Origin of the sequence: Lonepinella koalarum, assembly GCF_004565475.1 — a bacterium.
Taxonomy (GTDB): domain Bacteria; phylum Pseudomonadota; class Gammaproteobacteria; order Enterobacterales; family Pasteurellaceae; genus Lonepinella; species Lonepinella koalarum.
The window spans coordinates 305,734-320,410 of record NZ_SRHX01000001.1; the positions used below are offsets into that span (position 1 = coordinate 305,734).

Consider the following 14,677-nt stretch of genomic DNA (forward strand, 5'->3'; position numbering starts at 1 on the left):
TTACTCTCCTTTTTTCGGCAGATTAATGCCACTGAAAATTTTAATCACCGCACTATCATCTTCTTTGCCAAAACCTGCATTACTGGCTTCGGTAAACATGGAATAAGCGGTGCTGGCAAGATGTAATGGGAAGTGTAAAGATTTTGCGGTATCGTTCACTAAACCTAAATCTTTCACAAAAATATCCACCATGGAAAGCGGTGTATAATCGCCGTCCACCACATGTTTCATGCGGTTTTCAAACATCCAAGAATTACCTGCCGCATTGGTCACCACATCATACATCACATCGAGCGGAATCCCTGCTTTTGATGCTAACGCCATAGCTTCCGCTCCAGCGGCAATATGCACACCCGCCAATAATTGATGTACAATTTTCACGGTCGCCCCTAAGCCGATTTCTGCCCCAATGTTGTAAACTTTACCTGCCACCGCATCAAGCACGGGTTGTAATTTTTCAAAGGCTTGTTGTGATCCCGATGCCATCACCGTCATTTCACCCGCTGCCGCTTTGGCAGCCCCACCTGAAACAGGGGCATCTAACATAACCAAACCAAGCTCTGTTAATTTTTGTGAAATCGCTTGAGCATCTCCTGCTGCCATGGTAGAAGACACCATCACTGCTGTGCCAGCTTTTAATTTCGCAGCTAAGCCATTTTCGCCAAATAATACGCTGTTGGCTTGAGCGGCATTAACCACTAAAATCACCACAGCATCCAATTCTTGAGCAAAATCATTGCCATTAGTAGCCACCGCTTTTGCCCCAGCTGCTTTCAATTTTTCTAAGGCAACAGGGTTTAAATCAATGCCGTAAGTAGTTAATCCTGCTCGAACACAAGATAATGCTGCTCCCATCCCCATTGAACCTAAGCCTGCTACGGCGACTGAATAAGATGAATTTGCCATAATTAGTTTCTCCTAGTTAAAAATCTAAATGTATTTTGATGTTTTATATTATGCATGAATGAAAAAATAAAAACTGTGATCCAGATCACAAATATTAACATTTTACGTGAAATATAGATAAATTTTGTGAATTAATATTATTGGTTTAACAAAATTTAAAAGTTTATAATAGTAATATAAATAAAGAACTTTTTATGATATAGCAATGATCCCAGCAGAAAGACAACGAAAATTACTCAATTTAATTAGTCACCAAGATATTGTCAGTATTAATACGCTTGTTGATGTATTAGGCGTATCCCATATGACTGTTCGCCGTGATATTCAAAAACTTGAAGATGAAGGCAAAGTTATTTCCGTATCAGGTGGAGTACAAACTCTCGAACGTTTAGCAATCGAACCGACACACAATGATAAATCCTTATTATCCCCTAAAGAAAAAAATGCGATTGGTGAAAAAGCCGTTACACTTATTCCAATGGGAGCATCGATCTATTTAGATGCTGGCACAACGACATTGGAAATTGCTAAGAAACTCGCCGAACGTGAAGATTTATTAATTGTCACCAATGATTTTGTGATTGCAAACTTTCTCATGGAATACGGTAAAGGTGAGATTTTTCATACAGGCGGGCGAGTGAATAAAGCCAACCGCTCATCCGTTGGTGAGTTAGCGGCTCAATTTCTGCAACATATTTCCTTAGATATTGCGTTTATTTCTACTTCTTCTTGGAATATGAATGGGTTAAGTACACCCGATGAAAACAAAATCCCTGTCAAAAAAGCGATTATCAATTCAAGCCAACAGCGTATTTTAGTGTCTGATTCGTCTAAGTGCGGTAAAGTTGCCACGTTTTTTATCTGTCCATTAACGGTATTTGATAGCATTATTTGTGATAATGCTTTGCCAGATAATTTACAAAAAAATATTGCGGAAATGGAGATTACGTTATATTTGGTTTAGCTGCTGAAACCCATACACCAAAAATGTCTGTAAGCTATCGCCCATATTGGCGATATTGGGATAACGTCCCCACCGCTCAAAATGGTTTTTTTCAAATAAACGACGGCTGGCGTGGTTTTCTTCAATCACGTAAGCCATGAGCGTGTTGATGCCGCATGCTGCCATTTGGCTTTGCATAAATTGCAGTGCTTGACTGCCGTAACCTTTGCCTCGTGCATTTTGGTCAAGATAAAGACTAATTTCAACAGTTTGGTCAAAAGCGGCACGTTTGTAAAAGGGCGAAAAGCTACACCAGCCCAAAACTTTTTCATTTTGTACCGCACTTTCAACAGTGCTTTTAGCATCGTTTTCTACCATGACCCATAAGGGGTGCGTGTCGTTGTTTAAATGTTCTTCAAACCACGGACGGCGTTGTTGTGTCGTGACGGGTGTGAGATCCGCGGTAATGCGGCGAGTGGGGATCGCTTGGTTATAAATCTCCACAACGGCGGATAAATCTTGTGCTTGTGCTAGTCTAATTTTCATATTAATGGGTTGTTTTTATTATATTAGGTAACAGAATCTTGACTTCTGTTCCTCCGCTGGTTCGGTTAGTGATGGTTAAGGTGGCATTAAGCTGTCGGCTGCGTTCTTCCATAATGCGCAAGCCGTAATGTCCTTCCGGTTCTTCTAGGCTTGGAATGCCAATACCGTCATCTCGTACGAGTAATTCTTGCTCACCGTCTATGTTAGTGTGAGCAATAATCTCAATATGTTTTGCTTTCGCATGTTTCACCGCATTTAATGTTGCTTCACGGACAATTTGCAAGGCATGAATTAATTGCTGTGGCGTGAAGGTTTGTGACGGTAAACTGCATGCTACACTGAGATGGCTTTCCGTTTGATTACGCAAGCTATCGATCACCTGTTCTAAGGCTAATTTTAAATTGGCTTCTTGCACTGTCAAGCGGAACGTCGCTAATAATTCGCGTAATTGTAAACAACCATCGCTCAGTGCTTGTTCAAATTCTGTTAAAATGGCTTGGCTTTTTGCTTTCGCTTGTTCGCTGTCTTTTGCCAAAGAGTGTTTTAGTAAGGTTAACTGAATTTGCAAAAATGACAAGACTTGCGCTAATGAATCGTGTAATTCTCGTGCAATAATAGAACGTTCTTCCATTAACAATAATTGCTGTTGTTGGCGTTGTGTTTGGTGGAAATACAGGGTACGAGCAAAAATTTGGGCGATATTTTGCATAGTACGTGGATCAGGACAAGGTAAGCCAGCTTGCCAGCGTAATACTCCTAACTGCTGCCCTTCAATTTCAATATCCGTCATTTGCCAAGTTAATTGTTGCAACGGTTCACCGAGTAAAATATTCCAATGTTCCGCCCCGATAATCTCTAATTCCAACACGCGTAAATGTTCCGTTGCCATGACATTTTGTAACACGCTGCGGAGATGTTCGCGATCGATATTAACCAAGGTTAATGTCTGCGAACAATAATATAACATGGCTAAAGTGCGGTTCGTTTGGATGAGTTTTTGGGTTTTATCGTCAAGGGTTTGTTCTAAATTGGAATAGACTTTACTTAATTCCGATGACATTTGGGTAAAGGCTTGTGCCAAGCTACCCAGTTCGTCATTGCGATAAATATCTAATGGGATATGCTGGAATTGCCGCATTTGAATTTGCACACTGGCATCGGTTAATTGTCGAAGCGGTGTAACAATTCTGGTACGCATAAAACTGATAATATAAGCCACCATAATGACAATGGCGAGCAACGAAATCACGATAATGGCGGTGGTATAAATCAGTTTCTTTTCGGCAAATTGTTGCAAGGCGAACACGAAATTATCCACTTTTCCCACATAGGGAACAAGCTCTTGACGATAGGCCTGTTGATTTTGATGCAAGGCGTAATATTCCAATTTTTGCCATTGACGAATCAGATCGTCATAATGATATTTTAAACTGTCTGGGGTAATAAATTGTTGATCAATTTTGCGTAATGACGACGCATGGAGCGTCTTGCGATATTCGATTAAATGTTTTTTGACTTGTTCAGGCTCATATTGTAATTCATGCAAAATACGGTAGCTTTGCATACGCAAAGAACCTGCCACATTAATGACTTCGGCATCCGAGCGGTTACTTGCCATAATGGCAAACGCCACGGCAGCAATAATACTGACGAACCCCATCACGGCTAACAAATAATTGGAAACAGAACTGGAAACGGATGTTTTTTTATTCACAACAGAACCTACAATGATAAAAAATGGCACAATCGCTTGTGCCACTTTCGTTCACTTAACCATTAAAGATAGCGTTTGCTGACTACTTTTAAGTTATCATCTAATTCATACACTAATGGCTGACCGGTTGGAATTTCTAAATCCATAATGTCTGCATCAGAAATGCCTTCAATATGTTTTGCCAGAGCGCGTAATGAGTTACCATGCGCGGTCACTAATACACGTTGACCTGATAATAAAGCCGGTGCAATTTGATCTTCCCAGAATGGAAGTACACGCTCTAAGGTCACTTTTAAGTTTTCGCCATCTGGTACCACATCAGCTGGTAAATGAGCATAACGGCGGTCATTATGGGCTGAATTAGGATCTTTCGGATCTAATAATGGTGGTAATGTGTCGTAAGAACGACGCCAAATGTGAACTTGTTCATCACCATATTTTTCCGCAGTGGCTTTTTTATCTAAACCTTGTAATTCGCCGTAGTGACGTTCATTCAAACGCCAGTTTTTGACTTGTGGAATCCAAAGTTGACCAGCTTCTTCTAACACGATGTTACAAGTTTTGATGGCTCGAGTTAATACAGACGTGAATGCGATGTCAAATTCAAAACCAGCGGCTTTTAATTTTTGCCCTGCTGATTTTGCTTCTTCCATACCACGTTCGGTTAAGTTCACATCACGCCAACCGGTAAATAAATTTTTTGCGTTCCATTCACTGAAACCGTGACGAATAAAGACTAATTGCATAGGGATCTCCTAGTTAATAAAAATAAATAAAATAATACCTCGCTTTTATAGCAAAATTTTGCAAAATTTGAAAGTGAAAAGCCATGGTTTCCTGATCTTTCTCAAAAATAATGGTATATTTAGTCAGAAATTTGATGATATGAGAGAAAAATCGGAAAAAATATGTTGCTTTGTTCATTTTTTAAAAAATTGCCAAAATTAACCGCACTTTTTTGTGTGGGGCTATTAATTTCGTTTGTTAGCCAAGCCGCCGATTTAACCCAAATAAAAACCCAAATTAAACAGCAAGAACAAAAAATTGCACAACGCAAACAGGAGCAAAATAAACTGCAATCTGCGTTAAAAATTCATGAAAATAAAATTAATAATGTAGTAGGGACATTACGTGAAACGGAAACCAGTTTAAAAGAAACGCAAAGAATTATCGCAGAAACCAATCGTCAAATAAAATCTCTTGAACAGCAGCAAAAGGCTCAAAAAGCAAAATTAGCCAAGCAGTTAGATGCCATTTATCGTTCTGGAAATCCAAATTCAGTGGTGGAGCATTTATTGTCCGATGACGCTAAAAATAATGATCGCATGATGGTCTATGCGAAACACATGAATCAATCTCGGTTAGCTTTATTAGATGAACTGAAAGCGACACAACAACAATTAGAGCAACAAAAAGCCTATTTATCGGATCAGCAACAAGAGCAAAAAACGCAATTATCGGCGCAAAAAAAACAACAACAAGAGCTACAAAAAGCTAAAAATGAACGGCAGAGTACCTTAAATCAGTTAAATAAAACCTTAGCACAAGAACAAAATAAATTAGATAGCTTAAAAGCCAATGAACAAGCCTTACAAAATGAAATTAAACGTGCAGAACAAGCAGCGGCAGCGCAAGAAAAGAAAGAACGTGAACAGTTAGCTCAGAAAAAGCAAGATGAAGAAAAACGCACCAATAAGGTTTATCAACCGACCGCTCAAGAACAACAATTAATCCGTTCTGGAGCAGGGTTAAATGGTAAATATGCCTATCCAGTTTCGGGTAAAGTGCTGCATCATTTTGGTTCGATCCAAGCTGGTGAAGTAAAATGGAAAGGGATAGTGATTTCTGCCAGCTCTGGCACGGCGGTAAACGCCATTTCAGGCGGGCGGGTGATTTTATCTAATTGGCTGGCGGGTTATGGTCAAGTGGTGGTGATCGATCATGGTAAAGGCTATATGTCATTGTATGGTTTTAATCAGGCGGTGTTTGTGAAAACGGGGGCGTTAGTGAACGCTGGACAAAAAATTGCTGAAGTTGGTAACAGCGGCGGGCAATCTCGTTCAGGGTTATATTTTGAAATTCGCCGTCAAGGTAATGCGGTGAATCCGTTAAATTGGTTGAGATAGAAAGCCATGGCGTGGAAAAAATTTTTGTTTTTAAGCACCGCACTTTGGGCTGGTTTAACTCAAGCTCAACCAGCAAAGCTCGCCATTGTAATAGACGATGTTGGTTATCATCAAAAAGAAGATGCCGCCGTTTTTGCCATGCCAAGGCAGATTTCGGTGGCTATTATTCCTGCCGCACCCTATGCTCGCCAACGTAATCAACAAGCACGAGAGCAAGGGCGAGATGTGTTAATTCACATGCCGATGCAACCTAAATCTAAGATGAAAATTGAAGGGGGCGGATTGACGCTAGGTATGTCGCAAGATGAAGTAAGTCGGCGCGTACAAACGGCTAAGAGCATTGTTTCCGCTGCCATTGGTATGAATAATCACATGGGTAGTGCTGCAACCTCTGATCGTGCGTTAATGACATATTTAATGCAAGAACTCGCCGAACAGCATTTATTCTTTTTAGATAGTCGAACTATCGGCAGTAGTGTGGCGGGTAAAGTGGCGAAAGAACAAGGGGTAAAATCCTTAGATCGGCATATTTTTCTTGATGACAGTGATGCTCTTGCGGATGTACAACGTCAGTATCAATTAGCAATTCAACATGCCAGAAGACACGGCACAACCATTGTAATTGGACATCCACGTAAAAATACCATTGCGGTATTGCAGGCTGGGCTGGCGAATTTACCCGCGGATATTCAATTAGTGAGTATGGGGAGCCTATGGCGTGATGAGAAAGTGATTCCACCAAAACCATTTATTTTATTGTTTAGTGATTTGCCCGCCCCAACCAATGTTGCACCTTACACACCTGTACCGATGTTGCGTGGTGTGCCTGAATAATCAAAATCTATCTATTGCCCTAACCAAACCACCATAACTTTATCGCTGCCATGTTCTCGACTAAAAGCAAAATATTTATCATTTTGCACCGCAGTTTGTATGCCTGTCCCTACTGCTGGGTGGCGTTGACGGAATTGAGCAAGTTTTCGCCAATGTTGCATCAGCTGTTGTTTGGCGGAATGATCTTTGAGATCTTGCCAGTTCATATCTGATCGGGTACCTTGCATGGGGTCAGTTCCTGTTGCCCCAAATTCTCGTCCGCTTTCGTCACCGTAATAAATTTGTACGCTACCTGGGGCGAGTAATAATAAATTGGCGGCGGTTTTTTGTTTATCAATATTTTCACCACTGTCTGAATGGAAAAATAAACGGGTATCGTGTGATGATAAATAACTCAATACATTAAAATCTTTCAGCTTATTAGCCATTTCAGTATAAATCGGTGCAATATTGGCAAAGCAATCAAGGCTCTCTTTGGCTTGATCTTGAAAGTCAAAATTAATCATGGCATCAAAGCCATTGGCATAATAATCACTTTTAAACACACCATGTCCCCAAGCCTCACCTACCATAAAGAAAGGTTGGTTAAAGCTCGCTTTTGGATTCGCTTTTTGCCATTGGGTTAAGGCTTGTTGGGCAGACTTCTTGAGTTGTAACCAAGTGGATTTTTCCACATGTTTAGCGGTATCGACTCGGAAACCGTCCACGCCATATTTCACCACCCAATCGGAAAGCCAATGAATTAAATAATCTCGCACTTTGGCATTCGGCATAAATTGCGCTTGCGTGTCGGTTTTTTGTTGATAAAAATTGGGTAACTGCACCGCACTTTCGCTTTCGGTTTTGAGATCAGGCAGCGAAGCCAGTGACATTCTGAGATCATCATATTTCGGGCTATCATAATCGCCAATATCGGTTCTCACCCAATCTTTGCCCCACCATTTCGCCCAAGCGGTTTTATCGGAGAAATTAATATAGTCATTAAAACTATGCCAATTTTGCCCTGCTTTTGGTCGCCAATTTGTCCAATTCTCGCCAAGGGTTTGTTGAATTTCCGTGTCTTTTAAATACAAGCTACCAAAACCAAATTGCTGCATATCAGCAAGCGTGGCGTAACCCGTGTGATTCATCACCACATCAAATAATACGCGAATTCCCCGCTGATGAGCTTGTTCAATCAGGTTTTTAAGATCGGCTTCCGTTCCCATATTCGCATCGACTTTGGTCCAGTCTTGATGATAATAGCCATGATAGGCGTAGTGAGGGAAATCACCTTTTTCACCGCCACCCACCCAGCCGTGCATTTGTTCTAGTGGTGAACTAATCCAGAGTGCGTTAATACCGATCTGTTGCAGATAATCCAATTTTTCTGTTAAGCCTTTCAGATCACCGCCATGAAAAGTGGCAATTTCCTGCATACCGTCTTTTTGTCTGCCGTAGCTGTTGTCATTGCTTGGATCGCCGTTATAAAAACGGTCGGTAAGCACAAAATACACCGTGGCATTTTTCCAATCAAAAACAGCCGAATTTTGCACCGCACTTTTTTCCAGTAATAGCAATCCATTGGCATTTTTATCAGGCTGAATACTAATTTTGCCATTTTTGACTACAGCGGTTTGCCCTGAATAAAAATCTCGTACGGTTTCACCGTCAGCAAAGGTAGTAGAAACATCAATTTCAACGTTCTCCCCTTGCCACGCAGGACAGGTTTTGGCGAGAGTTTCCGTGCTTTCTTTGGGTTGTTCAAGGCTTAAACGTAATGTTGGCGTGCCACTACGTAAATCAATTTGAGCAGTATAATTGCCTGTTTTGAATACACGTAACGGCAATGCGTCACCAGAACAAGCCACCAATGAAATTTCTTGATTTAATTTCACCGTGTTGCCTGTATTTTGTGGCATAAAACATTGATTATCCCATTCAAATTTTAATGGATAATTGCCTTTAGTAAGCTCGGCTTGAGCCACCCATAAGTGCGGTGTATTTTCAGTGAATTTTTGAAAATGGGGATGTTGGATTGTTGCCGCTAAGGTTGGTGAGGCAAATAAAGCGAGCCATAATAATTTTTTGTTTTTCATTGATGAAACTCCATCTTGTTCCATGTAGGGGCGTATTGCATACGCCCTGATAAGATCGAGCGTAAGGGCGTATGCAATACGCCCCTACAGTATGTTAAGGTTTTTAACCTTTCACCCCACCCGCCGTTAAACCACCGACTAACCAGCGTTGTGCGAGTAAAAATACCACGGTAATTGGAATGGCGGATAATACCGCTGCGGCGGCGAAATCACCCCATAGATAATTTTGTGCATACAGATATTGTTGCATACCCACCGCCAAGGTATAGCTATTCACATCACGCAATAACAATGAAGCCACTGGCACTTCAGTAATCGCAGCGATAAAGGAAAGAATAAATACCACCGCTAAGATCGGGACGGAAAGGGGTAATAAAATGAGACGGAATGCCTGCCATGGCGTTGCACCGTCGAGTGCGGCGGCTTCTTCCAATGAGCCGTCAATGGTTTCAAAATAGCCTTTAATAGTCCAAACATGTAGAGCGATACCACCAAGATAAGCGAAGATTACGCCAGCATGGGTATTTAATCCTAAAAATGGCACATATTGCCCTAAGCGGTCAAATAAGGCATATAACGCTACTAAGGAAAGCACCACAGGGAACATTTGGAAAATTAACATCGCTTGTAAAATTGTCTTTTTGCCTTTGAATTTCATGCGAGCAAAAGCGTATGCACAGGTAGTAGAGAGCGTAACGATCCCCACTGACGTAATAAAAGCGACTTTAATTGAATTCCATAGCCATAATAATACGGGGAATGGTGGTGGCGTAATTGAACCATCAGGATTGACCACATCAAAACCAAGGGCTAATTTCCAGTGATCCCACGAAATTTCTTTTGGGATTAAATCCCCAATCGCCAAATTCCCTGGGCGTAAAGAAATGCCGATCACCATTAATAACGGAAACATAATTAAAGCGATAAACAGGATTAAAATTAAATGTGTACCCAATAAACGGTAACGAATTGATTTAGGTTGTACCATTGCCATGATTATTTCCCCCTAGTCCAATTTAAATTTAGTGGCTTTTAAGTTAAGCATGGCTAAACCGCCTACTAATAAGAAGATGATGGTGGCAATCGCCGCCGCTAAACCAAAGTCTTGTGAGCCACTGCCTTCAAAGGCGATACGATAGGTGTAACTTACCAATAAATCGGTGTAACCTGCAGGTGTTGTGGTGCCGATCATATCTGGACGACCGTTGGTTAATAATTGAATTAACACGAAATTGTTAAAATTAAAGGCAAAAGACGCAATCATTAACGGGGTTAATGGTTTTAACAATAATGGAAAGGTGATTTTGCTAAAATTTTGCCAAGTTGATGCACCGTCCATCGCAGAGGCTTCGTATAAATCTTGCGGAATCGCTTTGAGCAATCCCATGGCTAAAATCATCATATAAGGATAACCCAACCATGTATTGACAATTAAAATCATCGATTTGGCGAGTAATGGATCATTAAACCATTGCGGACTAATGCCAAACAAGTGATGTAGAATCAGATTGATTTCACCGAAACTTTGGTTAAATAATCCTTTGAACACCAGAATAGAAATAAAAGAAGGTACGGCGTAAGGTAAAATAAGCAGTAAGCGGTAGATTCCCTTGCCTTGCAACGGTTCCCATTGTACAAGGCAAGCTAACACCGTACCTAAAATCACGGTAAACACCACGGTTAATGCGGAGAATACCACTGTCCAAATAAAGATTTGTACGAACGGTTTTTGAATACCGCTATCGGTAAAAATCTTTAAAAAATTCGCAAACCCGATGGTCACGGTAAAACCGGGTTCTAAGGTTTCGCTTAACCAGTTGCCTTGATCATCAATTTCCTGAAAGAATCCTGTATCATAATTAGGGCGATAAACTTTGCCTGTTTCGTTGTTACGTAAATCTTGCAAGCTATCTTCATAGCTGAAACGGGCTTTTTGTTCCGAGAATTGACGTAATGAACTCATGGTCAGTTCATTGCCTGTGGGTAGGCTCACCACCATTTGTTGAAGTGCGGTGCGATTTTGGGTAATTATTCTAAGTGGTGCGACTTCGCCAGTGGGTGCTTGTTCTTGTTCGTGTACGGCGACATTGTGGTCGCTCAAATGAATATTATCGGAAACAAAAAACTGTCCCGTATTTTTATTCTCTAGGCTGAGTTTCCATTGGTTATTTTCTTGCGGATAGAGTTTAAAGTCGTATTTATCACCCGCAAAAAAACGTTGATCTTGTAATACCGTTAACGCTCGCTCAAAGGCAAGTTGGTTGGTGCCACTGTAATTGGTAAAGGCAATGGCAATGGTGGCGACCAATGGGAATAAAATAAAAATTGCCATCCCCATCATACCGGGGTAAACATAACGCCACGCATAGACTTTTTTACTGCTAAAAATATAGATACCTGAAGTGAGAATGACCAGTGTTAACATGGCAAACAAATATTCGCCTTGCAAGTACATTAGCCCCACAAGATAGAAATCAATCAGTAAAACGATGCCGACTAAAAACATTTTCAGCCATTTTAAGCCAGATTGAGAATGGGTTATTTGTTGCATAGAAACACCTATTTATGGATGATTAAACAAAAAAATCAGTCAATACAGCGTGAATTAGATCACGCTGTATTCGGGAGAAAGCAGTTGTTAATAAATTCTTTGCTTGGAACTCCTTTTTCGCGTAGAGATGAATCAACGCGTCCGTCAAAAATTTATGGGTGAATAGGAGGATTCACCTCTATGTCATATTCCCTATTTAAAAATAAATTATACTTAACAAGTTACTTTCTCCCAAATGGAGATAACACCTTATTGTTGTTTTTGAATACGGCTATGTGCATCATCTAATGCGTCTTTCACGCTTTGGCGTTGATTTACCGCATTTATAATCGCACTACGTTCAGCATACCAGAACGCACTCATTTGTGGAATATTTGGCATAATTTCACCTTTTTGCGCATTTTCCATGGTTGCGGCAATCCGTGGATCTTTCGCTAATTCCGCTTGATAAGATTTCAATGCTACCGCACCTAGCGGTTTATCTTTATTCACCGTACTTAATCCGTCGTCGGTTAATAAATAATTTTCTAAAAATTCCGTGGCTAAATCTTTATTTGGGCTGGCGGAGTTGATACCGGCACTTAATACACCCACAAAAGGCTTAGACGCTTGACCATTTAAAGTGGGTAACACTGCCACACCATAATTGATTTTACTTTGTTCAATATTGCCCCAAGCCCAAGGTCCGTTAATGGTTAAGGCGGTTTGTCCTTTATTGAAAGAAGCTTCTGCAATAGAGTAATCCATATCCGCATTGATGACTTTGTCTTTCACCATATCCACCACAAATTGTAAGGCTTTTTGTGAACCCTCATTGTTTACGCCAATATCATTGACATCATATTTACCATTGCTGAATTTAAAGGCATAACCGCCATTTGATGCAACCACTGGCCAAGTGAAGTACGGTTCAGATAAATTCCACATAATGGCATTTTTGCCTTCCGCTTTGAGTTTTTTATCTAACGCGACAATATCTTCCCAAGATTTTGGTGCTTCTTTAACAAGCTCTTTGTTATAAATCAAGGATAAAGATTCGATCGCTACTGGGTAGCCGATAATTTTGCCATTATAAGTTTCGGCATCCCAAGCGAAATCCACAAATTTCTCTTTAAATTCTTTACTTGGGTGAATTTCAGCCAGTAATCCAGATTGTGCATAACCACCGAAACGGTCATGCGCCCAGAAAATAATATCCGGACCATCACCAGTAGATGCCACTTGGGCAAATTTTTCTTCTAATTTATCTGGATGTTCAACCAATACAGAGACGCCAGTATCTTTTTCAAATTTTTTACCTACTTCAGCCAAACCGTTATAACCTTTGTCACCATTAATCCAAATGACTAATTTACCTTCGGTCATTTTGGCCACGACAGAAGTCGATAATACTAAACTTGCTGCTGCCGTTAAAGCAAATTTAATTACTTGATTTTTCATAGTTTTCTCCTATAATATAAAGGGATATTAAGTTGAATATTCATGTCATTATTCACAATATCTCGTTTATAACGCAATGAAATTCTGTATTTACTGCCGCTAAGAATGAAGATTTTTTATCAATTATTCATCATTCCCCACTCTACGCCCCCCACTCCAAAAATGTGATCTACTCCATAATTTAAGCAGAAATGTGACTAAGAGCATAAAATTTTTTGTCAAAAACGAGACTTGGATCACAAAATTAATAAAAAAAAACGGCGAGTTATTTTTTTTGTGAGAAAACACAAAATAATCACTCATACTTAAAAAAATCCTTATAGGATGATTTGTTTTTTAGTAAAAGACTCCACTATATTGACCAACTTCATGGGTATAGCGGAAACGAAAATATATAATAAGAGGTATTTATGTCTAATGTATCATTACGCAACGTATGCAAATCTTATGGCGACGTTCATATATCCAAAGATATTAATTTAGAGATCCAACAAGGCGAATTTGTGGTTTTTGTGGGACCGTCTGGTTGTGGAAAATCCACTTTATTACGCATGATTGCAGGACTTGAAGATATTACTTCCGGTGATTTGTATATTGGTGAAAAACGCATGAATGATGTCGAGCCGTCCAAACGAGGTATCGGTATGGTATTCCAATCCTATGCGTTGTACCCCCACCTTGATGTAGCAGAAAATATGTGTTTTGGTTTGAAATTGGCGGGTGTCAACAAAGCCGATAGAATGAAAAAAGTCAATCAAGTGGCAGAAATTTTACAATTAGCCCATTTACTCGATCGCAAACCCAAAGCCTTATCTGGTGGACAACGTCAACGTGTTGCCATTGGTCGTACACTGGTTTCTCAGCCTGATGTATTTTTATTAGACGAACCCCTTTCCAACCTTGATGCTGCATTGCGAGTGCAAATGCGAGTAGAGCTTTCAAAATTACATAAACGCTTAAACCGTACCATGATTTATGTGACCCATGACCAAATTGAAGCCATGACCTTGGCGGATAAAATCGTGGTGTTAAAAGCGGGTGGTATTGCACAAGTGGGTAAGCCATTGGAATTATATCATTATCCTGCCAATCGCTTTGTGGCAGGCTTTATTGGTTCACCGAAAATGAATTTCTTACCCGTACGAGTCACGGCGGTGGAAAAAGAGCGAGTTCAGATTGAATTACCCGATGCCAATCATCACTGTTTTTGGATTCCTGTTTCGGGTGTTGGGGTAAAAGTCGGGGAAAGTTTATCGCTCGGTATTCGCCCTGAACATTTAATTCCGTCGAATAAAGCACAAGTGACCTTACGAGGTATTGTGCAAGTGGTGGAATTGTTAGGTAATGAAACCCAAATTCATCTTGAAATTCCAGAGATTAAACAACCCACATTAGTTTATCGCCAGCCAGACATTATGTTAGTGAATGACGGTGAAACCATTGATATTGGTATCGTACCAGAACGCTGTCATTTATTTAAGGAAGACGGCACCGCTTGCCAACGCTTATTTAAAGAAATTGGCGTGTAATGCACAAAAG

Annotated in this window: 12 protein-coding genes; 4 read left to right on the forward strand and 8 right to left on the reverse strand. The window is 40.3% G+C overall.

The annotated features are described in order from the left end of the window. Nucleotides 1-906 (reverse strand): L-threonate dehydrogenase, encoded by a 906-nt coding sequence (gene ltnD, locus E0709_RS01510; protein WP_132299843.1) that lies wholly within the window; start codon nucleotides 904-906, stop codon nucleotides 1-3. A 205-nt stretch (nucleotides 907-1,111) separates the two neighbouring features. Here ltnD and E0709_RS01515 point away from each other — a divergent pair, with 205 nt between their 5' ends. Then, nucleotides 1,112-1,870, forward strand: a complete 759-nt coding sequence (locus tag E0709_RS01515) for a DeoR/GlpR family DNA-binding transcription regulator (RefSeq protein ID WP_132299845.1) — start codon at nucleotides 1,112-1,114, stop codon at nucleotides 1,868-1,870. On the opposite strand, the gene E0709_RS01520 is transcribed toward E0709_RS01515, so the two are convergent. The 3 genes from E0709_RS01520 to E0709_RS01530 all read right to left on the reverse strand — a co-directional run bounded on the left by E0709_RS01520 (nucleotide 1,856) and on the right by E0709_RS01530 (nucleotide 4,855). Further along, nucleotides 1,856-2,395, reverse strand: coding sequence for a GNAT family N-acetyltransferase (locus tag E0709_RS01520; RefSeq protein WP_132299847.1), 540 nt, complete (start codon nucleotides 2,393-2,395; stop codon nucleotides 1,856-1,858). The genes E0709_RS01515 and E0709_RS01520 overlap by 15 nt on opposite strands. Nucleotide 2,396: 1 nt before the next feature. Then, complete coding sequence (gene narQ, locus E0709_RS01525) at nucleotides 2,397-4,109, reverse strand: nitrate/nitrite two-component system sensor histidine kinase NarQ (RefSeq protein ID WP_132300280.1); 1,713 nt, start codon at nucleotides 4,107-4,109, stop codon at nucleotides 2,397-2,399. Nucleotides 4,110-4,171: 62 nt separating this feature from the next. After that, nucleotides 4,172-4,855: a 2,3-diphosphoglycerate-dependent phosphoglycerate mutase gene (locus E0709_RS01530; protein WP_132299849.1), complete on the reverse strand. Its 684-nt coding sequence runs from the start codon at nucleotides 4,853-4,855 to the stop codon at nucleotides 4,172-4,174. Between the two features lie 162 nt (nucleotides 4,856-5,017). Here E0709_RS01530 and envC point away from each other — a divergent pair, with 162 nt between their 5' ends. Both envC and E0709_RS01540 read left to right on the forward strand, forming a co-directional pair. Beyond that, nucleotides 5,018-6,235: a murein hydrolase activator EnvC gene (gene envC / locus E0709_RS01535; RefSeq protein ID WP_132299851.1), complete on the forward strand. Its 1,218-nt coding sequence runs from the start codon at nucleotides 5,018-5,020 to the stop codon at nucleotides 6,233-6,235. Between the two features lie 6 nt (nucleotides 6,236-6,241). Continuing rightward, entirely contained in the window at nucleotides 6,242-7,069 is an 828-nt protein-coding gene (locus tag E0709_RS01540; protein WP_132299853.1) for a divergent polysaccharide deacetylase family protein, read from the forward strand. Nucleotides 7,070-7,080: 11 nt separating this feature from the next. Here the strand turns inward: E0709_RS01540 and E0709_RS01545 are convergent, their stop codons facing one another. From E0709_RS01545 to malE, 4 genes are all read right to left on the reverse strand, one after another. Next, on the reverse strand, nucleotides 7,081-9,147 hold the full coding sequence (locus E0709_RS01545) for an alpha-amylase (RefSeq protein WP_132299855.1): 2,067 nt from the start codon (nucleotides 9,145-9,147) through the stop codon (nucleotides 7,081-7,083). 103 nt (nucleotides 9,148-9,250) lie between these two features. After that, a complete protein-coding gene (malG, locus tag E0709_RS12380; RefSeq protein ID WP_207905207.1) occupies nucleotides 9,251-10,141 on the reverse strand; it encodes a maltose ABC transporter permease MalG in 891 nt (296 codons plus the stop codon). A gap of 12 nt (nucleotides 10,142-10,153) precedes the next feature. Next, on the reverse strand, nucleotides 10,154-11,698 hold the full coding sequence (gene malF / locus E0709_RS12385) for a maltose ABC transporter permease MalF (protein WP_207905208.1): 1,545 nt from the start codon (nucleotides 11,696-11,698) through the stop codon (nucleotides 10,154-10,156). Between the two features lie 249 nt (nucleotides 11,699-11,947). Beyond that, entirely contained in the window at nucleotides 11,948-13,138 is a 1,191-nt protein-coding gene (gene malE, locus E0709_RS01555; RefSeq protein WP_132299857.1) for a maltose/maltodextrin ABC transporter substrate-binding protein MalE, read from the reverse strand. A gap of 410 nt (nucleotides 13,139-13,548) precedes the next feature. On the opposite strand from malE, the gene malK reads away from it, so the two are divergent. Next, on the forward strand, nucleotides 13,549-14,667 hold the full coding sequence (gene malK / locus E0709_RS01560; protein WP_132299859.1) for a maltose/maltodextrin ABC transporter ATP-binding protein MalK: 1,119 nt from the start codon (nucleotides 13,549-13,551) through the stop codon (nucleotides 14,665-14,667). Nucleotides 14,668-14,677 lie beyond the last annotated feature (10 nt).